The 22077-nt window shown below is 68.9% G+C and carries 19 protein-coding genes and 1 pseudogene; 10 read left to right on the forward strand and 10 right to left on the reverse strand.

Annotated features, from left to right (window positions below; genetic code table 11):
• The first annotated feature begins 7 nt into the window (after positions 1–7).
• On the forward strand, positions 8–622 hold the full coding sequence (locus tag C5E41_RS20800) for a TetR/AcrR family transcriptional regulator (protein WP_104377476.1): 615 nt from the start codon (positions 8–10) through the stop codon (positions 620–622).
• Between the two features lie 9 nt (positions 623–631).
• Here the strand turns inward: C5E41_RS20800 and C5E41_RS20805 are convergent, their stop codons facing one another.
• From C5E41_RS20805 to C5E41_RS20820, 5 genes are all read right to left on the reverse strand, one after another.
• Entirely contained in the window at positions 632–2695 is a 2064-nt protein-coding gene (locus tag C5E41_RS20805; RefSeq protein ID WP_258081126.1) for a neutral/alkaline ceramidase, read from the reverse strand.
• Between the two features lie 114 nt (positions 2696–2809).
• Complete coding sequence (locus tag C5E41_RS20810) at positions 2810–5233, reverse strand: beta-glucosidase family protein (protein WP_258081127.1); 2424 nt, start codon at positions 5231–5233, stop codon at positions 2810–2812.
• A 60-nt stretch (positions 5234–5293) separates the two neighbouring features.
• Positions 5294–5437: a hypothetical protein gene (locus tag C5E41_RS36255; protein ID WP_439956449.1), complete on the reverse strand. Its 144-nt coding sequence runs from the start codon at positions 5435–5437 to the stop codon at positions 5294–5296.
• Positions 5434–5736 carry a nitroreductase family deazaflavin-dependent oxidoreductase gene (locus C5E41_RS20815; RefSeq protein ID WP_439956450.1) on the reverse strand — a complete coding sequence of 101 codons (303 nt, stop codon included), beginning with the start codon at positions 5734–5736 and terminating at the stop codon, positions 5434–5436. The genes C5E41_RS36255 and C5E41_RS20815 overlap by 4 nt, the downstream gene beginning before the upstream one ends.
• Positions 5737–5745: 9 nt before the next feature.
• The gene (locus C5E41_RS20820) at positions 5746–5889 is read right to left on the reverse strand and encodes a TetR/AcrR family transcriptional regulator (RefSeq protein WP_258081128.1); all 144 of its coding nucleotides are present in this window, start codon (positions 5887–5889) and stop codon (positions 5746–5748) included.
• 192 nt (positions 5890–6081) lie between these two features.
• On the opposite strand from C5E41_RS20820, the gene C5E41_RS20825 reads away from it, so the two are divergent.
• The 5 genes from C5E41_RS20825 (at position 6082) to C5E41_RS20850 (ending at position 12648) form a co-directional block, all read left to right on the forward strand.
• Positions 6082–8151 carry an acyltransferase family protein gene (locus C5E41_RS20825; RefSeq protein ID WP_258081129.1) on the forward strand — a complete coding sequence of 690 codons (2070 nt, stop codon included), beginning with the start codon at positions 6082–6084 and terminating at the stop codon, positions 8149–8151.
• A 406-nt stretch (positions 8152–8557) separates the two neighbouring features.
• Positions 8558–10006 (forward strand): hypothetical protein, encoded by a 1449-nt coding sequence (locus C5E41_RS20835; protein WP_258081130.1) that lies wholly within the window; start codon positions 8558–8560, stop codon positions 10004–10006.
• A gap of 400 nt (positions 10007–10406) precedes the next feature.
• A complete protein-coding gene (locus C5E41_RS20840; RefSeq protein WP_104377481.1) occupies positions 10407–11153 on the forward strand; it encodes a hypothetical protein in 747 nt (248 codons plus the stop codon).
• A gap of 107 nt (positions 11154–11260) precedes the next feature.
• Complete coding sequence (locus C5E41_RS20845) at positions 11261–11659, forward strand: BlaI/MecI/CopY family transcriptional regulator (RefSeq protein WP_104377482.1); 399 nt, start codon at positions 11261–11263, stop codon at positions 11657–11659.
• Positions 11656–12648: a M56 family metallopeptidase gene (locus C5E41_RS20850; protein WP_104377483.1), complete on the forward strand. Its 993-nt coding sequence runs from the start codon at positions 11656–11658 to the stop codon at positions 12646–12648. Before C5E41_RS20845 ends, C5E41_RS20850 begins: the two co-directional genes overlap by 4 nt.
• A 49-nt stretch (positions 12649–12697) precedes the next feature.
• On the opposite strand, the gene C5E41_RS20855 is transcribed toward C5E41_RS20850, so the two are convergent.
• On the reverse strand, positions 12698–13324 hold the full coding sequence (locus C5E41_RS20855; protein WP_104377484.1) for a hypothetical protein: 627 nt from the start codon (positions 13322–13324) through the stop codon (positions 12698–12700).
• Positions 13325–13395: 71 nt separating this feature from the next.
• Positions 13396–13644, reverse strand: coding sequence for a hypothetical protein (locus C5E41_RS33385; RefSeq protein WP_146097621.1), 249 nt, complete (start codon positions 13642–13644; stop codon positions 13396–13398).
• Positions 13645–13855: 211 nt separating this feature from the next.
• On the opposite strand from C5E41_RS33385, the gene C5E41_RS20865 reads away from it, so the two are divergent.
• Positions 13856–14722, forward strand: coding sequence for an alpha/beta fold hydrolase (locus C5E41_RS20865; protein ID WP_104377485.1), 867 nt, complete (start codon positions 13856–13858; stop codon positions 14720–14722).
• A 224-nt stretch (positions 14723–14946) separates the two neighbouring features.
• Here C5E41_RS20865 and C5E41_RS20870 read toward each other — a convergent pair whose 3' ends face one another.
• Positions 14947–15978 carry an alpha/beta hydrolase gene (locus C5E41_RS20870; protein WP_258081131.1) on the reverse strand — a complete coding sequence of 344 codons (1032 nt, stop codon included), beginning with the start codon at positions 15976–15978 and terminating at the stop codon, positions 14947–14949.
• Positions 15979–16373: 395 nt separating this feature from the next.
• Between C5E41_RS20870 and C5E41_RS20875 the strand changes: the two genes are divergently transcribed.
• Together C5E41_RS20875 and C5E41_RS35995 are read left to right on the forward strand one after the other, a co-directional pair.
• Positions 16374–17330, forward strand: coding sequence for an alpha/beta hydrolase (locus C5E41_RS20875; RefSeq protein WP_258081132.1), 957 nt, complete (start codon positions 16374–16376; stop codon positions 17328–17330).
• Positions 17331–17618: 288 nt separating this feature from the next.
• Positions 17619–18086 (forward strand): annotated as a pseudogene (locus tag C5E41_RS35995) (AI-2E family transporter); the annotation flags it as partial.
• Between the two features lie 156 nt (positions 18087–18242).
• Here C5E41_RS35995 and C5E41_RS20885 read toward each other — a convergent pair.
• Complete coding sequence (locus C5E41_RS20885) at positions 18243–19496, reverse strand: PucR family transcriptional regulator (RefSeq protein ID WP_258081133.1); 1254 nt, start codon at positions 19494–19496, stop codon at positions 18243–18245.
• A 365-nt stretch (positions 19497–19861) separates the two neighbouring features.
• Here C5E41_RS20885 and C5E41_RS20890 point away from each other — a divergent pair, with 365 nt between their 5' ends.
• Positions 19862–20473 carry a dihydrofolate reductase family protein gene (locus tag C5E41_RS20890; RefSeq protein ID WP_104377488.1) on the forward strand — a complete coding sequence of 204 codons (612 nt, stop codon included), beginning with the start codon at positions 19862–19864 and terminating at the stop codon, positions 20471–20473.
• A 93-nt stretch (positions 20474–20566) separates the two neighbouring features.
• Here C5E41_RS20890 and C5E41_RS20895 read toward each other — a convergent pair whose 3' ends face one another.
• Positions 20567–22063: a flavin-containing monooxygenase gene (locus C5E41_RS20895; protein ID WP_258081134.1), complete on the reverse strand. Its 1497-nt coding sequence runs from the start codon at positions 22061–22063 to the stop codon at positions 20567–20569.
• Positions 22064–22077: the final 14 nt, after the last annotated feature.

The raw sequence follows: 22077 nt of genomic DNA on the forward strand, positions 1-22077 counted from the left end.
TGGGAGGATGTCCGAGACCGTGTCAACCCCGACCGCCGAGCGCATCGTCACCGCGACCGCGGAACTGATGCGCCGCCAGGGCTACGGCGCCACCAGCGTCAAACAGATCACCGCCGCCGCACGGGCCCCGATCGGGTCGCTGTATCACCACTTTCCGCAGGGCAAACAGCAGATCGCGGCCGCCGCGCTGCGTACCAGCGGTGCCGCCTACATTCAACTGCTACCGCTGCTGATGGATCCGCATCCGGACCTGCGGGTGGCAGTGGTAGCCGCGTTCAGCGCCGCCGCGGAACAGATCGAGCAGTCCGGCTGGATGAACATGTGCCCGGTCGGCACGGTCGCGGGCGAGATCGCCGACAGCGAACCGGCGCTGCGCGAGGTGACCGCCGAGGTGATGCAGTCCTGGATCGAGCAGGGCAGTGCGTACTTCCGGACACGCGGGCTGCCCGCGCCCACGGCCGACACCTTCGTGATCGCGGTCCTCGGCGCACTCGAGGGTGCGTTCATTCTCAGCCGCACCCTGCGCTCGAGCGCCCCGATCGAATCGGCCGGGCGAGCGATGGCCGCCTATCTCGACATGCTCACCGAAAACCGCACCCCGGCAACGTCTTCCGAAAAATGAAGCAACCGCTCAGCCCAGGCTGAATTCGGCTGTGGTGCCGGTGAACGGAAGGGCGGCGGCGCCATCGCGGCTCTCACCGCGGTATTCGATGCGATAGCGCCCGGCTTCCGCATCGGCGGGCACAGTCCAGTGGATGGCGACCCGCGAGGCCGCCGGTTGGCCGGGCGGGCGCGACCAGTGCAGTTCGGTACACCAGTCGTTGTCGTCGAAGACCGCCCGCCACTGCCCGTTCTCGGCGCGCTGCACCTCGAAATAGCTTCCGCCGGTGTGGAAGTCGTTGGCAGGGTGCGCGCCGCAGAACTCGACCGTCACCGTAGCGCCGCGACCGTAACCCGGCTTCGGCCCGGTGATCACCTCACCGAATGCGCGCCCGGTCATCGGCACATCGGCCGGTACCGGCGGAAGCAGATTCGGCTGCACGCCCGCCGCCCAGTCCAGCGGGGCCGGGCCGCGGCCGAGGTCGACGCGTGCGGCCACCGCACGGGCCAGCCGATCGAATTCCTGCACATAGGCGGGCAGAGTCCACCGCCCGAACAGCGTTTCCCCGCCCTCGTACTGCTGGGAGGCGTATTCCTCCGGTGTGGTCACATAGCCGCAGTAGCCGTTCGAATAGCCTTGCAGCAGCACGTTTTCCAGCGGAACCGACAGCGCGTGCGCCACCACCCGCCGGATGCGCAACCCCGAGACCACCGTGTATTCCGCCGGACCCGAGGCCAGCACCAGATCGCCGATCCGCAGAATCTGGATCGGCACCGTCAGTGGCACCCACGGGCGCGGCGGCAATACACCCAGCGGCGCCACGATCAACTTGGGCGCCTGCACATCCCGCATCCACTGCTCGATGGGTCCGTCCAGTCCGCCGAGCGCCGCGACGACCGGATCGGCATTGCCTTCCTGCAGGAACGACAGCTGGGTCTTCCAGTTGTCCTCCGAGCTGGTCGCGGCGGCCGCGGCGCCCATCATGGCGGGCGCGGTGCGGGCCGGCTTCCCGTCCGGCGTGTAGGACCCGTCGATGGCGATATCTGCCATGTTCAGATAGCGCAGGGCGGCGTCCACTCCCCCGCTGCGCATCGGCCGCGCCGCATCGAAAGCCGCACGGCCCGCGCGGTATTGGCGCTCGCCGATAAGGGAACAGTTGAGCCGGTTGTCCTCCGTGGGCCCGGACGGATGCCACGGCGTGAGTCCGATATTCGGGGTCATATCACCGGCGTTGGTTTGCGCGAACGCTGCCACGAAACCGGGCTTTCCGGTGCCCGGCCGCACTCCCATCTCGTCATGCTCCCAGCGGTAGCTGGCATAGCCCTTGTTGTCGGCCGAGATGAGTGTGTTGGCGTCGGTGAGCGATGTACCGTGCGTCGCGAACCAGGTGATCGCGCCGATGTCCTTGCCACCCTGCCGCAATCGCAGCACCGTCACCTGCGGATCGATGGCATTCGGGAATGCGGCCTTGTCTTCCGGCGGGTTCAGGTCGAAGGCCACCCGGGAGCGGTTGGCCGAGGCGTCGTGCAGTTCGCCGCGCCCGAGCGACAACGTGCCGGGCGCCAGATTTTCGTGCGCCGCCGCCAGGGCCGCGACGATACCGTCCACCTCGGCCTGATGGGAATTGTTCTGGAAGCCGTACGCGGCAAGGGAATAGGCGTATTCGCGGGCGGTTCCGCCGCAGGAATTGTGATTGTGAGTGGCGTTCACGTTGACGTTGCGCTCGGTGTACAGGGAACCGAATCGCTGTGCCAGACGCTGCATCACGGCCAGATGCACCGATTGGAACAGGCAGGCGATATCCGCGTTGACGAAGGCCACCCGCTCGCCGCTGGCCCGGTCGACCACGATGTAGGCGCGAGCCCAGGTCCGCATGAGCAGCCCGGTCGCGACCTGGTCGAGCTCGGAGTAGCCCATCATGCCCTGCCCGGCGACCGCACCGGTGACATCGGCGATACCGGCGCCGACCAGATATCCCGCCTCGTCGCCGGTGACCCGGATCGGTGCCGCCCCCGCGGAAGCGGTGGCCCCCACTCCCACGGCCACGGCCGCGGTCACGGTGCCGGCCAGCATCGATCGCCGGGTAAACGTCACTGATCGCTCCTTCGATTCCGGCCGCCACGCTGCGACCGCCTCCTCCAACCGTGTGTACCGGAGACTAGTGGTCACTCGTCCAGTATGCTAGCCCGGTATTCCCCCACGAGCCGATTACTCGATGGACGCGGTCAGCGGCAGTGCGATCACCGAGGTGCCGACGTGCACGGTGAAAGAACCGGGTTCGGTGTCCCATCCCGCGTCGGTCCAGTGCTGAAACGCTCGCTGCGGCAGAGAGATTCGCACCCGGCGCACTCCGCCCGGTTCGGCGGTGACGCTGGCGAAGGCGGCCAGCCATCGCACCGGACGCTCGATCGCACTGTCCTCGCGGGACAGATAAACCTGGACGACCTGCTTACCGGTCCGCTCTCCGATATTGGCCACGGTCACCTCCACATCGTGGCCGTCCACCGCGAGATCGCTCAGTTCCCACACGGTGTAGCCGAGTCCGTGGCCGAACGGATACGCCGGCTGCACACCGGCCCGCAGCCAGGCGCGATAGCCGATGTGCACGCCCTCGTCGTATGTCAGGGTGCCGTCGGCGGCCGGGGTGGTGTCGCGGACCGGCACGTCGGCGAGTTCCTTCGGCCAGGTGGTCGGCAGCCGGCCGCCGGGTTCGGCCGCGCCGGTCAGCACGTCGGCCAGGGCGGCGCCGAACTCCTGGCCGGGGAACCAGGACAGCAGCACCGCGGCCACGTCGTCGCGCCACGGCATCTCCACGGGGGCACCGGAATTCATGACCACCACGGTGCGCGGATTGACGGCGGCGACCGCGGCGACCAGGTCGTTCTGGCGGCCGGGCAGCGCCAGGGTGGTCCGGTCGCGCCCCTCGCTCTCCAGCTGTTCGGTGGTGCCGACGACCACGACGGCCACCTCGGCCCGGCGCGCGGCCTCGACCGCCGCGGCGAATTCCTCCTCGGGCGCGCGCTCCGGCCGCGCCACGACCAGGCCGACGCCGAGAATCATGCCCAGCCCCGCGGCCACCGACGCACCCGATCCGACCGTGATCCGGACGTCGACCTCCTGGCCGGCGGCGAGTTCGCGCTCGACGCAGCGTTGCGGCGGATCCAGCAGTGCGGCAACGGAATCCGAGCCGTCGAAGGCGATATCGGTGTCGATCACGCTCGCGCCGTCGAGCTCCACCACACAGTGACCCAGCGCCGCGACACCGAGCCGCCACTCGCCCGCCACATCGGCGCGCAGCCGCGCGCGCAGTTCGATCGCCGACGCGGCCGCCGCATGCGGATCACCGAACAGGACCAGCCGGCCCGCCGTGCGGTGCTGGGTGTCGAGGACACGCTCCCCGTCCAGGTAGCGCAGGCACAGACCCGGTGTCCCGGTGGCCGGGTCGGTGACCAGGTCCAGCGGCACGGGTATCAGGTCGTCACCGGTGCGCACCCCCGGCGTGTGGGTGACCGGCAGCACCGCCGACAGACCCTCGACCGGCGTGACGGTGTGGTCGGGGATCACGGTCGCGCTGCCGCCGCCCATGTACCGCGGCTGCGCGGCGGCGGGCCCCAGCAACGCCACCGAGGTCTGCGGCGGCAGCGGCAGCACACCGTCGTTGTGCACGAGCACCATCGCGGCCGCGGCGGCGCGGCGGACCAGATCGTGTGCCTGCGTGGCGGTGAAGACGGGTACCGGGTCGGGCTCGCGCGGGGCCAGGGCGCCGACGCGATCGGCGAAACGCAGGATGCGCCGGACCTTGTCGTCGATCGCGGACTTCGGCACGGTGCCGGCCGCGAGCGCGTCGGCGAGGGCAGGGCCCCACAGCGGCGACGGGCCCGGCATGCACAGGTCGGTGCCACGCGCGGCGCCTTCGGTACTACGCACGGCGGTCCAATCCGAGACGACCACGCCGTCGAATCCCCAACTGCCCTTGAGGGGTTCGTCCAGCAGCGGCGATTCGGTCATGGTGGTGCCGTCGACGCTGTTGTAGGCGGCCATCACCATCCACGCCCCCGCCTGCACCGCGCGTTCGAACGGATACAGGTACAGCTCGTGCAAGGCTCGCGCGGCGACGCGGACGTCGACGGTGAACCGGTCGGTTTCGGAATCGTTGGCCACGAAGTGTTTCGGACAGGCAGCGACGCCGTGTGCCTGCACCGCGCACACATATGCGGCCGCGATCTCCGCGGTCAGCATCGGATCCTCGGAGAAGCATTCGAAATGCCTTCCGCCGAGCGGGGATCGGTGCAGGTTCACGGTGGGTCCGAGGACGGCGTAGACGTTCTTCTGCCGGGCCTGCGCCGCGATCAGGGCCCCGATCTCGATGAGCAGATCCCGGTCCCAGGTGGCGGCCAACGCGGTCCCGGACGGCAGGCTGACCGAGGGCTCACGTTCGTCCCAGTTCTCGCCCCGCACACCCGAGGGACCGTCGGATACCGGCATCTCGGCGAGACCGATCGCGGAATCCCCGGCCAGACGGAACATTCCGGCTCCGGATATGAGCCGTAGTTCGGCCGCCGGATCCAATCGCGTTGCCAGCTGCTCGATCCGGTCGTCCATCGGCTGCCCCGTTTCGTCTCGACTGCGCATCGGCCTCGACGCTACGGGATATCGGCGGGTCGGCGCCGTATTACCCGGCGCGCGTCGGGGCTAGCGCAACCGCAACCGGACCATCGGCAGCGTGTCGACCGGCGCGCCGGTCGCTCGTTCGATCACCGCGCGCAGATTCTGCCAGGCCCTGGGGTGCTCGTGGATGTAGTGCGCGAGCGCCGCCGCCGATTCGGCCTCGGTCATCGCCGTGGCTCTCGTGGGCACAGCCGGACATTCGAGTCGGCCTGGATGTTGCGGTACCACTGGGCGCGCGTGCCGAAGCCGGACACGATGACGTACTCGCGGGGCCCCGGGTGGTCGACCACCTCCAGCACCATGTGCCGCTTCGCGCCGCTCGTGCGGCCGATATGTTCCATCATCAGCAGCCGCTGTCCGAAGACGAATCCGAGACCCGCGCGGTACAGCCCGATCGGGGCGCGGACCAGGATCCTGGTGTGCAATGCCCGCGCACCCAGCTCGGCGGCGAATTCGGCGAATGTCATCGTGATCTCCTAGTCGACAGTGCACCGGGGCCGCTCGGCGACGAGCCTGGTCGTCACCGATCCCCAGCCGCGTTCGGCGATCAGCTCCGTCGCGGCGTCCATCAGCCGGGCCCGCGTCTCGTGGCCCTGCTCTTTCGCGGTGACCAAACGCACCTACTTGGTCGTTCCCCTTGGGCGAATGACCAAATATCCGCGACGTCGAGGCCCTCACCAGAGGCCATCGCCCCGCCGTGCGCCACGCTCGCGGAGTTGGTCCCGGGTCAGGCCGGTGTGATAGGGAATTGTCGTGTCATGCACCCCTTCCGTTCATCCCGTCTACACCGCCGCGCCGCCATGCCCGCGACGATGACGGAGGCGGCCGTCGATCGCGCGCGAGCGCTCGGCTACCGCCGGGACCTGGACGGATTGCGCGGACTGGCCATCGCGCTGGTGGTGATCTTCCACATCTGGTTCGGCCGGGTGTCGGGCGGGGTGGACATCTTCTTGGTGCTGTCGGGCTATTTCTTCACCGGATCGCTGCTGCGCCGGGCCGAGTCGGGCGGTGAGGTCGGCATCGGCCTCACCCTGCGGCGCACCGCCCGTCGGCTGTTGCCCGCGCTCGTGGTGGTACTCGGCGCCGTGGTGGTCGCGACCGTCACGCTGCGGCCGTACACGCAGTGGGGTGATCTGGCCGGCCAGACCCTGGCCTCGCTGCTGTACTACCAGAACTGGCGGCTGGCGACGACCTGGTCGGACTATCTGGCCGCCGATCCGTCGGTGAGCCCCCTGCAACACCTGTGGTCGATGTCGGTGCAGGGGCAGTACTACCTCGCGGCGCTGCTCGTGGTGGCCGCCACGGTATGGGTGTGCCGGCGACTCGGGCGCGAGCGCGCCGTGCGCCCGGCGCTGGCCGCGGTGATCGTCGTCGCCACGCTCGCCTCGTTCCTGTACGCCGCGCGGGGTTCGGCGACCCATCAGGGCTGGAACTACTACGACAGCGCGGCGCGGGCGTGGGAACTGCTGGTCGGCGCCGGATTGGCACTGGCCGCCGCCGCACTGCGCGTGCCGCGGGTATTGCGCGCGGTACTGGCGGCCGCGGGCCTGCTGGTCGTCGCGGTGGGCGGCTGGATCACCGACGGCGCGAATCAGTTCCCGGGCCCGCCGGCGCTGCTGCCGGTCGGTGCGGCCGTGGCGCTGATCCTGGCCGGCGCCGGGGTCGGCGCCGAGGAACAGCCGCGGCTCACCCGGCTACTGGCCTCGCCTCCCCTGGTCCGGCTCGGCGACCTGGCCTACTCGCTGTATCTGTGGCATTGGCCGTTGCTGATCTTCCTGCTCGCCGAACGCGGCGGCTCCCGCGCGGGGGTGACAGGCGGCGCGGCGGTGATCGCTGTCTCTCTCGGTCTGGCCTATCTCACCCATCGCTATATCGAGCAGCCGCTGCGCCTGCGCCCCCCGCAGGAGGCCACAGCACCGGCGTTCGGCCCTCGGTATCGCCGCACCGCCGGGGTCGCCTTGTCGGTGACGGCGGCGGTGGTCGCCTCCGCGGCGGTCACCTGGAGCGCGGTCGTGCAGACTCATCCACCGCGCGCGGTGGGCGCCCTCGACCCGGTGCAGTATCCCGGCGCCGAGGCACTGGTCGGCGGCGCACCGGTACCGCAGGCGCGTATGCGTCCGACGCTGTACGAGGCGCCGGCGGAACTGCCGCGCCCGACCGTCGACGGATGTATCGCCGACTGGGATCACCGCGAGGTCGTCACCTGTACCTACGGGGCAGCCGATGCCCAGCACACGCTCGCGGTGGTAGGTAACTCCCATGCCGAGCACTGGATGCCGGCGCTGCAGCAGCTGGCCGAGCAGCACCATTTCAAGATCCTGGTGCATCTGAAGATGGGCTGTCCGCTCACTCTCGACCAGAACGCCATGTACAAGGGCGAACCGAATCCGGATTGCCGCGACTGGTCGCGCGAGGTGATCGATCTGCTGGGTAACGAACGGCCCGACTGGGTGTTCACGACCGGCACCCGCCCGGTCGACGCGGGCGGCGACGAAACCCCGCCCGACTACCAGGACGTGTGGAAGGCGTTGTCCGACAAGGGTATCCGGGTGATCGCGATCCGCGACACCCCGTGGCTGCGCCACGACGGTGTGCGCTATCGCGCCATCGACTGCCTGGCCCGCCACGGCGATCGGATCAGCTGCGGCATGCACCGCGCCGATGCGCTCTCACCGGTCAACCCGGCCCTCGACGCGGCCGCCGCCTTCCCCAACGTCTTCCCCATCGACCTCACCGACGCCGTCTGCGAACGCGACGTCTGCCCGGTGGAGATCGGCAATATCCTCGTCTACCACGACGAACACCACTTCACCGCGAGCTACGCGCGTTCACTGGCCCCGGAACTCGGCCGGCAGCTCAGCCCACTGCTGGGTTGGTGGTGAGCGAGGCCAGCGGCGGCCGCTCGGCCGACGGCACCGGGCCAGGTCACGGTCGTGACGCCGATAGGTGCAACAGCAGCTATTTCGCCGATCGGCGCGCCGACGATCCCGTACTCGGCAGGCAGGAGTGGTCGAGTGTCCGCACCGCGGAGCTGCCGCGGACAGATGATCGACCACCTCGGCCAGCACCCGCAGCGTCGGCAGGCTGGCCGCGTCCAGGCCCCACGCGCAATATCCCAGTGCGCGAACGGTTTCCAGCACCTGTTCGAATTGGGCCCGGCGCTCGGGTGGCGCGGGGGCGAGCTTTCGGCCCGTCCGATGTTGCCAGTCGGCACGGGATCCTAACCTGTCGCGATACGAATAATTGAATTATTCGATACGAATAATCATATCGAGGAGTGCTTGTGCGATGTCAGGGCTTTACCGGGGGCGCGATCACCTCGATCGCGGCCGTCGCGGTGGCGATACTGACCGTCGGCGCGGGAACCGCGAACGCCGCGTTCGGCCCACCCCTCCGGTCGATCCGTATCTCGGGCCGGTCGGCACCGCCACCATGCACGGCGATGCGGAATCCTCCGACAGCACCCCGCTGACGGGCGTCGGTACCGGCGCGGTGCACGCACGGTTCCGCGAACTGGCCGCCGCGTGCCCGACTATCCTGCAAGGCGCCGACGGCATGCCGCAGGCGTTGTGCACCACCGTCACCGACCGTTCGCCCAAGATATTCCTGCTCGACCCGAACAACGGTCGGCCGCTCACATCGCTGTCGCTACCCAAGGGCGGGCTGCTGGGCGGGGTCTATGCCTATCTGGACAATGCCGACCGCATGGTCATGGTCGACGGTGACGACAATTTGGTACGGGTCGCGCATACGAAAGAGGGCGACGGCTGGAAGCTGGCCATCGCCTCCTCGATGCCCCTCGGCGCCGCGGTGACCGGCCACTGCGGCGGCAACGGCTGTGACAGCGTCGCCTCGCTGATGCCCGATCGCGACGGCCGGGTGTGGTTCGCCACCGCCAACGGCACGGTGGGCGCGGTCGACCCGAAAACCGGCTCCGCACAATCGATCACGCTGCCCGGCGAGCACGTCGACAACAGCATCTCGACCGCCCCGGAGGGCACCGCGGTCACCACCGATCACGCCACCTATCTGTTCACCGCGGACGGCTCGGGCGCTCCACACCAGGTGTGGCGGCAGCCCTACGATCGCGGCCCGGCGCGCAAACCCGGACAGCTCAGCTGGGGCAGCGGGGCCAGTCCGACCTTCTTCGGCCCACGTGACGGTACCGATTATCTGGGGATCACCGATAACGCGGTGCCGCAGGAGAATCTGCTCGTCTACGACACCCGCAGCGGCCGCCAGGTCTGCTCGGCGCCCGCGGTGGACGGCACCGAGAACTCGCCGATCGGCTCGGGTAACAGCGTCTTCGTGGCGAGCACCTACGGCTACCCGTATCCGGCGCTACCCGACAACGCCGGTCCGAGCGAGCCGGACAACGCCGATTTCACCGGCGGCATGGTCCGCATCGACGTGAATGCCGACGGTAACGGCTGTACCCGGAAATGGACCAGCGATGTGAAATCTGCTGCGGCTCCGCGGCTTTCACTGGCGGACCGCAAGATCTATACGGTCGCCCGCAAGAATCGGATCGCCGGCATCGACACCGGCAGCGCCGGAGCGGTGATCGACACCTATCACCTCGTCGTGATCGACGCGGCAACCGGTACGGAGAATTCCAGCCGGTTGATCGGCACCAGCACCGTGCACGACACCCTGCAGATGGTGGGCACGATCGCACCGGGGCGCGTGCAATACCAGGGCACCACGACCGGGCTGTTCCGGATCGCACCGAGCTGAACGGGAATTCGACCGCCACACGGGCGAGGCCGCTACAGGTCTCGCCCCTCTGGGTTTTCCGGATCGCTCGAAGATTGCTATTGTAGCCGTCCAGTACGGACGATCGTCTACTAAATGCGTACGTACATAGTCGAATAGCCGCAGCGATGTCCGAAATGCGCACGGCCCATTGGCTTCTCACGTTAAATACTTATTACGCAGCTGTATCCGATTGGTTAGCAACATTTCTCAACCGTAAACGTTTCTGTGTCGCACCTTTACGCCGGGTCGGCACTCGTTAATCTCAATTCGCGCGATCCGGTAATCCGGATTTCGCACCGGCAGCGGATAATTCGGCAATTCTCCCCTTGGAATTCCCGATCGCTCGCCGCCTTATCCGATCGACCACGATGAGGATCCGATGAACAAGACCACCCGTTTGGTCTCCGGCGCGACCATAGCTTTGATGGTGACCGGTGCCGTAGCCACCACCGCCACCACTGCCAACGCCGCCACCGGCACGCCCACGGCCCCCGCCGCCGGCGCACCGATCGCCGCCGACCCGTTCACACTGACGACCGAAATCCTTCCGGGCGTCCGCTACACGAGCAATACCCAGGACGGCTCGGTCAGCATTCAGACCGGACTGGGCTCGCTCACCACGGTGGGCACCCAATTCCAGGTCAAGGACGGCAACGGCGCTCTCGTCGCCGGTACCGCCCTGGCCACCTCGCCAAAGGCCGAACAGGCCGCCACCGCACCCGCCTCGCTGCCGGAGACCCAGCAGACGGCCGCCGAGCAGCCGGCGCCGCAATCGGCCGCCGTCGAACAACCGGTCACCTCCGCCCAGCCGATCTACACCCAGGACGAGTTCAACTCCGCCCTGAGCGTGGCCGCCACCCAGTTCGGGCTGGCGACCGGTATCGGCAGCCTCGCCGGCGGCGCGGTGGGCGGCATCACCGGCTGCGTGCTCGGCGCGACGGTCGGCTTCGCTCTGGTGCCGGAGTTCTTCCTCGGCAGCGGCGCGGCCGGCTGCCTGGTCGGGGCCGGCCTCGGTGCCACCGTCGGCCCGCTGATCGGCGCCGCCATCCTCGGCGTGCCGGTCGGTATCGCCAGCGCGGTGCAGATGTACAACACCCTCAACGCACCTGCTCCGGCCGCCTCCTGAGTCGGCTCTCCCACCCTGTGGCCCCGTCGTTCCGGCGGGGCCACAGCCGTTCCCGAGGGCCGGGAATGGGTACTATCCCGGTACGTAGTCGATGGTGGAGAGGTGCGATGGCACATCGTTTCGGGGATCTGGAGGCGGTGGTGATGGACCGCATCTGGTCCGCTCCCGACACCATCACCGTGCGGACCGTGTTCGAGGACCTGCTGCGCAGCCGCGAAATCGCCTACACCACGGTCATGACCACCATGGACAATCTGCACCGCAAGGGCTGGCTGGAACGCGAACGCGACGGCAAGGCCTATCGCTATCGCGCGCGCCTGAGCCGCGAACAGTACAGCGCTCAGCTGATGCGCGAGGCGCTCGGCGGCGGCCGCTCCGATCTGGTGCTCGCCCATTTCGTCGAGCAGATCTCCGACGACGACACCGCCGCGCTGCGCAAGGTGCTGCGCCGCGCGAAAACCCGCAATGCCCACACCGATCAGCCGGGTACCGAGGTCGCCGAGTGACCCTCGCGCTGTGCCTGCTGGGTTATTCGGCACTGGTCTGCGTTCTCGGCCCGCCGATCCTGACCCGGCTCACCGCACACGGCAGCGTCCCCGCGCTCGGAGTGCTGGCCTGGCTCACCGCGATCGCCGCCGTCCTCGGCGCCTGGGCGGCCGCCGCGGTGGCCCTGACCGTACAGGTCGCCCACACCTGGGATCTGCCGATGGCCCACCTGTTCGACGACTGCTGGGTGGCCGTGCACGCCACCGCCGACGGCAGCCACGGTCCGGTCGCGCAGTTCGCCGCGCTGCTCTCGGCGCTCGCGCTGATCGGATTCGTCACCGTGCGGGGGGTGCGGGTGATCGGTGCGGTGGTGCGCGCGGGACGCAGCAGCGCCCGGCACGCCCGCTCGGCATCGCTCGTCGGACGGCGGCTGGACGAGGCCGGCGCGGCCGCGGCGGTGGTCATCGACGCGCCGCAGCGGGCGGCCTACTGCGTCGCGGGGCGACCGGGGACCGTGGTGGTGACCAGCGCCGCGGTGGCCGCGCTGGACCGGCCGCAGCTGGCGGCGGTCCTCGCCCACGAGGACGCGCACCTGGCCGGGCGGCACCATCTGATCCGGGCATCGACCCGCGCGCTCGCCACCACCCTGCCGCGCATTCCGCTGTTCGCGGCCGCCGACGACCGCGTCGCCCAGCTGCTGGAAATGTGTGCCGACGACCGCGCGTCCGGTCGCCACAGCCGTACCGCCGTACTCACCGCGCTGCTCACGCTGTCCGGAGCCACCGGCGACGCCGAGATCCGCTCGCTGCTCCCGGATACCGCGCTGGGCACGAGCACGCTCGCCGTCGCCGACCGGGTGCGCCGGCTGGTGCACTCCGAGTCCCGCACGAGGCGGGCCGGCCGCGGAATTCCGCTCGCGCTGTTCGCGGCATCGGTCGCCGCGGTGCCGGCCTCCGGATATCTGCTGGTGCATTTCGGGATGGCGGGCTGTCTGCCCTTCGTTCACTGACACGGCGCGGGGACCGGTCCACTCGAAACCGGTCCCCACGCAAGGTCGTTCAGTTGTAGAAGGCGCCGAACGAGGGGATGGAGATGGTGCCCAGCTGGTACTGGAACCCGTCGGGGTTGGCGTCGGAAACCGGAACCGGCCACCGGTGCCAGAGCGTCCCGTACACCGCGGCCACCACCATGCCCGTCCCCGGATCGAAGACGGGGGTGCGGATGGTGGTGTCCACCGGCACGTCGTTGTGTTCGATCAGTGTTTGGGTGCCGCTGCGCCCGTTCGACAGGTTGTACCAGACGACCTGCAGATTCGCCCCGCCCTGATTCGGGGCTATGGTGCCCGGGCCGCCGAAGAAGCCGAGGCGGAAGCCGTCGTAGTTCAACGCGATTCCGGACCCGTAGACGCCGGGGCCGGTGCCGCGCCCGATGTCGGATTGAGCGGGAATCTGGAACGGCTGGGCGGGCAGCGCCGCCTGCTCGACGGTCGGTCCCGCGGCACGCAGCCGATCGATCGCCTGTTCGGCCGCCGGATTCCCGGCCGCGGCCGCGCGCAGATGGGCGGTCGCCGCGGACCAGTCCACGGCCGCCGGTTCCGCCGCGACGGGACCGGCGAAGACCACGGCCGCCGCCGCAGCTGCCGCCGCTGCCGCGGTGAGACGATGGGTGAGGCTCAGTCGACGCATAACCAGTTCTCCTCGAGTATTCCGGTACCGCTTGCTGAGAAATTGCGATATATCCGGTCACCGTAGCTTTTTCATTCCCGAGTGCGCGGGTGCGGCACGCTGTAACCGGGCGGCGAGTTCGCGGACATGGTCGGCGACCTCGGGCGGGGAGTCGACGGCGGGGAGTCGACGCGGAAGTCGTAGCCGAGCCGCAGCAGCCGGAAAACCAGCCATTGCATGGTGTCGGCCTCGGTGCGAAGCCGGCAGGTGCGGTCGTCGACTTCCTCGACCTCACCGAGCGCAGCCGCGGACGCGCGGATATCCTCCGCCGAGGCGAACACGGTGACCTCCGCGCGGTAGCAGCGGCGGCATCGCCGTCCCCGCGGCCAGCCGATATCCCCCGTACACACCCATCGTCGCCTGCACCGGATAGTCGAGTTCGCGCAGCCGGTCGATCTCAGTTTCCGACCGGGAAGCGGGTGACCGAACTGTTCGCCGCGACGTTGGGTTCGGTGACCGATGACTTTCCGGTGCGCGCCTCGTCCTAGGAGCATGCAGACACAGACCCTCAGTACCCCCGAGGCCGATCTCATCTACGACGTCCGCGGTCCGCTGCCCACCGCCGACGGGCGCGCGCCGCTGCTCATGGTCGGCCAGCCGATGACGGCCGACGGATTCGCGACCCTGGCCTCCTACTTCCCCGACCGCACCGTGATCACCTACGACCCGCGCGGGCTGGGACGCAGCGTGCGCAAGGACGGACGGGTCGACCATTCGCCCGTCGTACAGGCCGAGGATCTGCACGCCCTCATCGAGAAGGTCGGTGGTCCGGTGGAGGTCTTCGCCAGCAGCGGCGGGGCCGTGACCGCACTGGCCCTGGTGACCGCGCACCCCGGCGACGTGACCACACTCGTCGCGCACGAACCGCCGATCCTGCCGGTGCTTCCCGATGCGGAAGCGGCCCGCCGGGCACAGATCGCCGTGCGAGATGTGTACGAGGCCAAGGGATTCGGCGCGGCGATGGCCGCCTTCATCGCGGTGGCATCGTGGCAGGGCGAATTCACCGACGAATTCTTCGCCCTGCCCACCCCCGATCCGGCGCAGTTCGGCATGCCCACCGAGGACGACGGTTCCCGCGCCGACCCGCTCGTGTCGGACCGGTCCTGGGCGGTCAGCGGCTACGTACCCGACGTGGCCGCACTGACGGCGGCTCCCACACACGTCCTCATAGCAGTCGGCGAGGAGTCGGCAGGCGAACTGACCGCCCGCACCGCCGCGGCAACAGCCGCCCTGCTCGGACAACAGCCGACCGTCTTCCCCAGCCACCACAGCGGTTTCGCCGGCGGCGACGCCGGCTACGCCGGGCAGCCCGAGGCTTTCGCGCAGCGACTGCGAGAGGTACTCGACACCCACCGGTAGATCCGCGACACCGCTCTGGGCAGTTGGCGACCACAGAACCCGAGCATCGACGAGATCTACGAGCGAGCTTTCGACCACGCTGCTCACAATGAGGCTGCACCGACCAGGCCCGATCTCGCACGGTAACCGGCAGGAATGATCATCCAGCGCCGTGATCGTGATCCCGACCGAGCCGGCTTCACCACCCTTGGACGCGACCGAGGGAAGCCGCAACCGGGCAGCTCTCACGCACCCAGGGCGTCGGCGAACAGCGGCCACGAGGTGTGCAGGTCCTCCTGCCAGTAGCCCCACGAGTGGGTGCCGGTCGGCCGGAAATCGAAGGTCGCGGGCACACCGAGTTGCTGCAGGCGGTCGTGCAGCTGGTGGGTGCACAGATTCGTGACGCCTTCGAGTGCCGCACCGAAGACCAGTTGATAGGCCAGCTGCGTCGCGTCGCCGTGTGCGCCCTGGAAAGTGTCGAGTGGTCCCGGAATTCCGGTGCCGGTGGAGACGTAGATCGCGGTGCCGCGCAAGCGATCCGCGTGCAGGTAGGGGTCGTTGGCCGCCCACGCCGGATCCGTCGGCGGCCCCCACATGTTCACGGTGTTCCCCATCCGATTTCCGACCACGGCGTCGACGATCAACTGCCCCTGCGGGTCGCTGGTGCGCACACATCCGGAGTACGAGCCGACCGCCTGGTACAAACCGGGGGCGGCCAATGCCAACTGAAATACCGAGGTACCGGCCATCGAGATGCCCGCGATCGCGTTCACTCCGGTACCGCCGAAACCGGAATCGATGAGTGGCGGCAATTCCTCGGTCAGGAAGGTGCGCCACCGCTGCCGGCCCAGCACCGGATCGTCGGCGCGCCAATCGGTGAAATAGCTGCTGGCTCCGCCGAACGGCACCACCACATTGACCTGCTTGTCGGCGAAGAATGCGGCGATATCGGTGCGATCGGACCAGCTGCCGTCGCTGATCCCGCCGTTGGCGCCGTTGAGCAGATACAGCGTCGGCGCCGGCCGGTCCGGGTCGGCGGCGCGAATCAGTTGTACGCGAGTCACATTGCGCATGGCCGCCGAGTACACGCCGATATCGAGGATCCGGTCGTCGCGCCGGCGTATGTCGCTGATGTGCGAACCGTCGGGTGCGGTGGCCTCGGCGGGATCGGCGGTGGCGCGATCGTTCGAGGCGGTGATCGCGGCCGCCACGGTGATCACGGCCGACAGCACGGCGACGGCACGGGCGATGCGCATTCTCGGCGGGCGGCTGAGCATCCTCGCACTCCGATCTCGACATATGTTCGCGGCACGATTCCCCGACGGCCTATCCCAGTCAACGACGCCGGCCCCTGCCCCGGCAGCCGATAATGCGGAATTTGTGGCCATTACCAGACCGGGCGCGCTCGCGCTGGCATCCGGGCCAAAGCCGGCGCGCGGTGATTGTCGGGCAGCGCGGGAGCGGCCTATCGTCGGCGTCAGCGGTTCCGCGGTTTCGGACCCAGGAAAGGCGACGCGTGAATTCTGCTGTGTTGCAAGGCATCTGCCGCGCCTCGGTGCGGCTGTCCGCGGCGCTGTCGATGACAGCCGGACTCGCCTGCGGTTCGGCCACCGCTCAACCGTCTACCGTGCCATCTGCCACCCAACCGTCTGCCGTCGCAGCCGATTCGCCTGTGCCCGCTTCCATTTCGTCCACCCAGGCCCTGACGAACGCCCGCCCCTCCGCCGACGGGTCCGTCCTGACGGGGGCCGCCCCCGGATCACCACGCGCCCTCACGGTCACCGTCCACTCCGCGGCGATGAACGTTCCGATCCGGCTGGAAGTGCTTCCGGCGCCGGACCGCTCGCGACCGGCGCCCACGGTGTACTTGTTGAACGGTATCGACGGCGGCGCCGACGGAAACTGGATCAACCGGACCGATATCGCCCACTTCTTCGCCGACAAACAGGTCACTGTGGTGGTGCCTTTCGGCGGAGCCAGCAGCTACTTCACCGACTGGCGCACCGACGACCCGGCCCTGGGCAGGCAGCGGTGGACGACGTTTTTGACCGAGGAACTGCCACCGATCATCGATTCCGGTTTCGACGGAGACGGCAGGAACGCGATCATCGGAATATCCATGGCCGGTACCTCGGTATTTCAGCTGGCACTGGCCGCACCGGGCTTGTACCAGGCGATCGGGTCGTACTCGGGCTGCGCGCGAACGAGCGATCCGCCCGGTCAACTCATCGTCGACGCGGTCGTGGGCGGCGGTAGGGGCAATACCGTGAACATGTGGGGCCCGCCGACGGATCCGGCGTGGGCGGCCAACGACCCCTACCTGCACGCGGATCGCTTGCGCGGCACCGCGATCTACGTCTCCACCGGCACCGGGCTGCCCGGACCACTCGACACCTTGGATGGTCCCGGAATCCGTTCCAGCCCAGCAAAATTGGCCGATCAGATCCTCGTCGGTGGCGCCCTGGAAACCGGCGCGGTCCGATGCGCTCGCGACCTCCGCACCAGGCTCACCGAGCTGGCCGTCCCCGCCACCTTCGACATGCGTCCCACCGGCACCCATTCCTGGGGCTACTGGCAGGAAGACCTGCACCGGAGCTGGCCGGTGTTCGCTCGGGCACTGGGACTGTGAGCCCTCCCGAGTTCGGCGCGGACCCGATGCCCTGGTCCGACCCCAGTTCGGCGCGCGGGCGCTACGCTGCCAAGAATGGGCAGTTCCGCCGATTCGGACGCCGAACGCGGTCCGCAGGGCGAGCCGTCGGTCCCGGAGCCGATCGCGGCAGCCGAACGCGCGGCCTCCGAGTCGGCCGGCGCGCAGCACCCGCACGGGCGGCCGGGCCCGCGGTTCGACCGCAATTCTCCGTTCGTGATCGGCGTGACCGGCGGCCTCGGCGTCCTCCTCGCGATCGGCATCGTGGACATGCTGGCCACCGCACGACAGGCCCTCGTACTGGTGGGCGTGGCGCTGTTCCTGGCGATCGGGATCGAGCCGCTGGTCGCCTGGCTGCATCGGCACCGGCTGCCGCGCTGGGTGGCCGTGGCCGTCGTATTCGGCTGTGCCACACTGCTCGTCGCCGGATTCCTGGCTGCGGCGATCACACCCCTCGTCACCCAGGGCGGCGATCTGGTCGACCACGCTTCCGACCGGCTGCACGACCTGGAGAACCAGTACCCGCTGATCCGGTCGTGGTCGCAGCGTTTGCACCTGGATCAGGAACTCGAACACGGCCTCACCGACAACCCCTCGCTGCGCCACGGTCTGCTCGGCGCCGGTGAGCGCGTCTTCGGCGCCTTGGCCAGCGCGTTGATCGTGGCGGTGCTGACCATCTACTTCTCGGCGAATTTCCCACGCATCCGGCACGGCCTGTACCGGTTCTTTCCGCAGTCGCGCCGCCCCCGCGCCATCCTGCTCGGCATCCTCGGCTCGCTGCTGGCGATCCCCGTGCGCCGCCGCGGTGCTGCTCATCGTGCAGGAGGTGGTCTACCCACACCTGGACGGCACCACCGATCGGCCACCGGCCGGTTCCGACCGGTAAGGCCCGAATCAGGCGGGCCGGCGCACCGGCGTGGACGCATCGCGGTCGGCGATGCCGAGCCGGGCGATCAATGCCGAACGCAAATACCACAATCCGGTGGTACGGGACGGGTCGAAGCCGGTCAACTGGCCGATGCGGCGCAGCCGGTAATCGATCGTGTTCGGGTGGATACACAACTGCCGTGCGGCGCGCTGCCGGTTGAGGTCGGTGTTGAAGAAGACTCGCAGCGTTTCCAGCAGCTCGGGATGGTCGTCCAGCGGCGCCAGCCGGGCATCGAGGATGTCGCGGCCGATGCCGGGCCGGGTGAGCTGATACTGCAGTGCGAGTTCGGGGAAGCGATGCACCCCGGGCCCGCGTCCGAGCCGGCCCACGGTGTCGAGAAGATCGTGCGCCTGCTGTGCGGCGGCCGGGACGTCGGCCGCGGCGGCGCCCACCACCGCGGCGGTCAGCGGCACGCCGGCCAGCTCGGACAGCCGGGTGAGCAGATCGTCCAATTCCGTGTCGGTGCGGGCGGTTTCGGGGATGAGCACCGTGCCGCCGTCGACCGTGAGCATCGCCAGCGGCTGATCGCGCAGCAGTTTCGCCAGCGCGGCCTGCACCCGCCGCAGTTTGCGGCGCGCGACCACGTTCCGGTCCAACCGCGGATGGGTCTCGTCGGGATGCGGCGGAATCCATAGGGCGAGAACGTGATACCGCTCGGCGATCCGGATCCCGCATTCACGCGCCAGCTTCGTGGTGGCGTGCCCGCCGAGCAGCGCCGAGGTGAGGGTGTGCACGGCCGTGTGGTGTTCGACGGCGTCGGCGCGGCGCTCCTGGACGTAGGCCTTGCTGACGGTCGCGGTGATCAGGTCCAGCAGTTCCAGCGCGGTGGTGGTGCCCTTGACGACGAGTTCGGCATCGCTGGCCTTGGCCCGGGCGAACAGCAGGTCCAGTCCGGCCTTGAAGCCCTCGTGGACCGCGTGCACGACCACCTCGATCGGGATCCCGGCGCGGCACCACCGCGCGGCGGCGGCGCGCAGCCGATCGGTGCGCTCGGGAAGATCCCCGCCGTTGACCCGGCGGATCGACCATTCCACGCAGATTCGCGCGACTGCCGACACCTCACCGGACATCACATCGGCGGGCAGGGTGGTGAACGGCGCCACGGACCCGCCGAGATGGAGGACCAGTTCCCGGGACATGGCCTGCGCGTCCCGCATGGACAGCGAGGTGGCGCGGCCGGATAGCGCGCGCTCAGCACCGACTGTGCTTGCTGTAGTCACTCTGACCTCCTTGTCACGGGCCAGATCCGCAGTCTTCGCGAGATCTGCCGGAACGGTGATCAGGCCATGTCGACACCGCCCGATCACCGGCCGTATATGTCACCTGATGGAACGGTAATGCGAGCCTCCACTCACCTTCTACTCCGTTTTGGACATTTTCGACCCCCCGCCACATATCTTCTGACCTGCGCAAATGAATGACAGCGCGGCCGGATCGGCATATTTGCCGACAAATATGGGGAACCGCTCACTTTTTGCCCCGCTCCCGCACCCGCGCCGCCGGAGACCTTCGCCGGCACCGACGAATTCCGCGCGCTCGCGCCGTCGGATCGTGCAACAGGGACTTTTCGGATCCAGGAGACAACATGCGCACGATCACGGCCGGCTTGTTCATCGCCCTCGACGGTGTCGTCGAGAATCCGCAGGACTGGCAGTTTCCCTATTACAACGACGAAATGGGCGCGGCGGTCGATGCCCAGCTCGGCACGGCCGACACGCTGCTGCTGGGCCGCAAGACCTACGATAGCTTCGCCGGCGCCTGGCCCGAACGCGAAGCCGCGGGTGGGCCCGACGCAGAGTTCGGCCGCAAGCTGGGCGATGCCCGCAAGATCGTGGTGTCACGCAGCGAGCACAGCTTCACCTGGCGCAATTCCGAAGTGCTGCAGGGTGATCTGATCGCCGGGGTGACGGCGTTGAAGCGAGAACCCGGCGGTGACATCGCCATCTCCGGCTCGGTCTCGGTGGTGCGCGCGCTGCTCGGCGTGGCGCTGCTCGACGAACTGCATCTGCTGGTGCATCCGATCGCGGTGCGGTCCGGCATGCGCCTGTTCGACCAAGGCGAGGCCACTGTCCCACTGACTCTGCTGCGCTCGACCGCCTTCCGCACCGGCGTCGTCCATCTCGTCTACGGACCCGGACACCACCTCGAGGGCGACTACGACCAGGCCAAACAATATCTGGCCCACGACGAGGACTGAGCGCCGGTCACAGGCGTCGAGGGCGTCACCACGACCGAAAGGCCGCCCGGCGCGGCAAATCTCGCGCCGGGCGGCCTTGTCGCACGAGCCCGATCAGGCTCCGACCGCTTCGGCGGCGGCGGTACGGTGCACTGGAGCGAAACTCGACGCCGGCGGGCGACGCAGCATCCGGGCGTAGGTGCGCACGGAGGCGGGCCAAGGGTTGGTGATCGCGCCGCTGTCGTGGGTGTACCAGCTGGGCACATCAGCCGACCACACCGTGGTCGCGAGCGCGTCGGCCAGCCATGCTCGATGGGCCGCCATCGCGTCGGCCCGCACCTCGATCGCCGCCGCACCGATCTCGTCGCGCCAGCGCAGGCAGCGCATGATGTAGGCGATCTGATGCTCCTTCATCGCCGGATTGCTGCCGGCCGGAGTGAACGAGTTGGGTCCGGCGATGAGGAAGGCATTGGGAAATCCCGGCACCGCCAGGCCCATGAAAGCGTCCGCGCCGCAGCGCCATCGGTCCTGCAGAGACTGTCCACCACGGCCGCGCACGGTGATCGGGGCCAGGAATTCGGCGGCGCGGAAACCCGTCGCGTAGATGATGACGTCGGCGTCGTAGCGCCCGCCGTCGGCGGTCACGACGCCGTCGCGGGTGATGCGGGCGATCACGGAAGTGGTCAGTTCCACGTTGTCGCGGCCCAGCGTGCGATAGAAGTGGCTGTCGAAGACGATGCGTTTGGCGCCGATCGGATAGTCCGGGGTGAGCCGGCCCCGCAGCACCGGATCGGCGACACAACGCCGAAGATACTGCCGCGCAACCCATTCCGCGGGCCGGGCGGGCCAGCGGCGGTGCATGATCGGTGCCAGCAGCGAGTCGGCGGCCTGGTGCAGACCCCAGCGGTAGGCGCGCTGCGCACCGGGCAGCCGCAGCGCCGCACGCGTCGCCGGGCCGAATTCGGCGGCCGGTTTGGGGAGGATCCACTGCGGAGTGCGCTGGAATATCCGCACGGATGCGGCCGTGCCGGCCAGCGTCGGCAGGCATTGTGCCGCACTGGATCCGGTGCCGATCAGGGCGATCCGCCGCCCGCGCAGCTCGGCCGCATGATCCCAGTCGGCGGTATGGAACGACGCGCCGCCGAATTCGTCGCGGCCCGGGATCTCCGGAATGTTCGGCCGGTGCAGTTGGCCGACGGCGAAGACCACGATATCCGCGGTGAGCCGAATCCCGTTCGCGGCCCGCAGTTCCCAGCGCGCATCCGATTCCGAGTAGGTCGCCTCGGTGACGGCGGTGCCGGTGTGCAGGTGGGCGGGTAGTCCTTCCGCTGCGGCGACGGCCCGCAGATATCCCAAGGTCAGGCGGCGGCCCGGGAATCGGATGCCGGTACTGCGATACGGTGCGAACGAGAACGAATACAGGTGCGCCGGTACATCACAGCTGCATCCCGGATAGGTGTTGTCTCGCCATACGCCACCCAATTCGGGCGATTCCTCCAGGATGACGAAATCGTCCATCCCCGCGCGCCGTAGCGCCGTTCCCATGCCGATTCCCCCGAATCCGGACCCGACGACGACCACTGTGCTGTGCAAGCCCTCTACCACCTCCATGCGAGAAGAGATAT

The organism is Nocardia nova (assembly GCF_002933465.1).
Taxonomy (GTDB): Bacteria; Actinomycetota; Actinomycetes; order Mycobacteriales; family Mycobacteriaceae; genus Nocardia; species Nocardia nova_B.

Excerpts from the sequence above, each read along its gene's own strand:
- C5E41_RS20800 (WP_104377476.1), top strand. The coding sequence starts at position 8 with ATGTCCGAGACCGTGTCAACCCCGACCGCCGAGCGCATCGTCACCGCG.
- C5E41_RS20810 (WP_258081127.1), bottom strand. The coding sequence starts at position 5,233 with ATGCGCAGTCGAGACGAAACGGGGCAGCCGATGGACGACCGGATCGAG.
- C5E41_RS36255 (WP_439956449.1), bottom strand. The coding sequence starts at position 5,437 with ATGACCGAGGCCGAATCGGCGGCGGCGCTCGCGCACTACATCCACGAG.
- C5E41_RS20815 (WP_439956450.1), bottom strand. The coding sequence starts at position 5,736 with ATGACATTCGCCGAATTCGCCGCCGAGCTGGGTGCGCGGGCATTGCAC.
- C5E41_RS20825 (WP_258081129.1), top strand. The coding sequence starts at position 6,082 with ATGACGGAGGCGGCCGTCGATCGCGCGCGAGCGCTCGGCTACCGCCGG.
- C5E41_RS20835 (WP_258081130.1), top strand. The coding sequence starts at position 8,558 with ATGTCAGGGCTTTACCGGGGGCGCGATCACCTCGATCGCGGCCGTCGC.
- C5E41_RS20840 (WP_104377481.1), top strand. The coding sequence starts at position 10,407 with ATGAACAAGACCACCCGTTTGGTCTCCGGCGCGACCATAGCTTTGATG.
- C5E41_RS20845 (WP_104377482.1), top strand. The coding sequence starts at position 11,261 with ATGGCACATCGTTTCGGGGATCTGGAGGCGGTGGTGATGGACCGCATC.
- C5E41_RS20855 (WP_104377484.1), bottom strand. The coding sequence starts at position 13,324 with ATGCGTCGACTGAGCCTCACCCATCGTCTCACCGCGGCAGCGGCGGCA.
- C5E41_RS20865 (WP_104377485.1), top strand. The coding sequence starts at position 13,856 with ATGCAGACACAGACCCTCAGTACCCCCGAGGCCGATCTCATCTACGAC.
- C5E41_RS20870 (WP_258081131.1), bottom strand. The coding sequence starts at position 15,978 with ATGCTCAGCCGCCCGCCGAGAATGCGCATCGCCCGTGCCGTCGCCGTG.
- C5E41_RS20890 (WP_104377488.1), top strand. The coding sequence starts at position 19,862 with ATGCGCACGATCACGGCCGGCTTGTTCATCGCCCTCGACGGTGTCGTC.
- C5E41_RS20895 (WP_258081134.1), bottom strand. The coding sequence starts at position 22,063 with ATGGAGGTGGTAGAGGGCTTGCACAGCACAGTGGTCGTCGTCGGGTCC.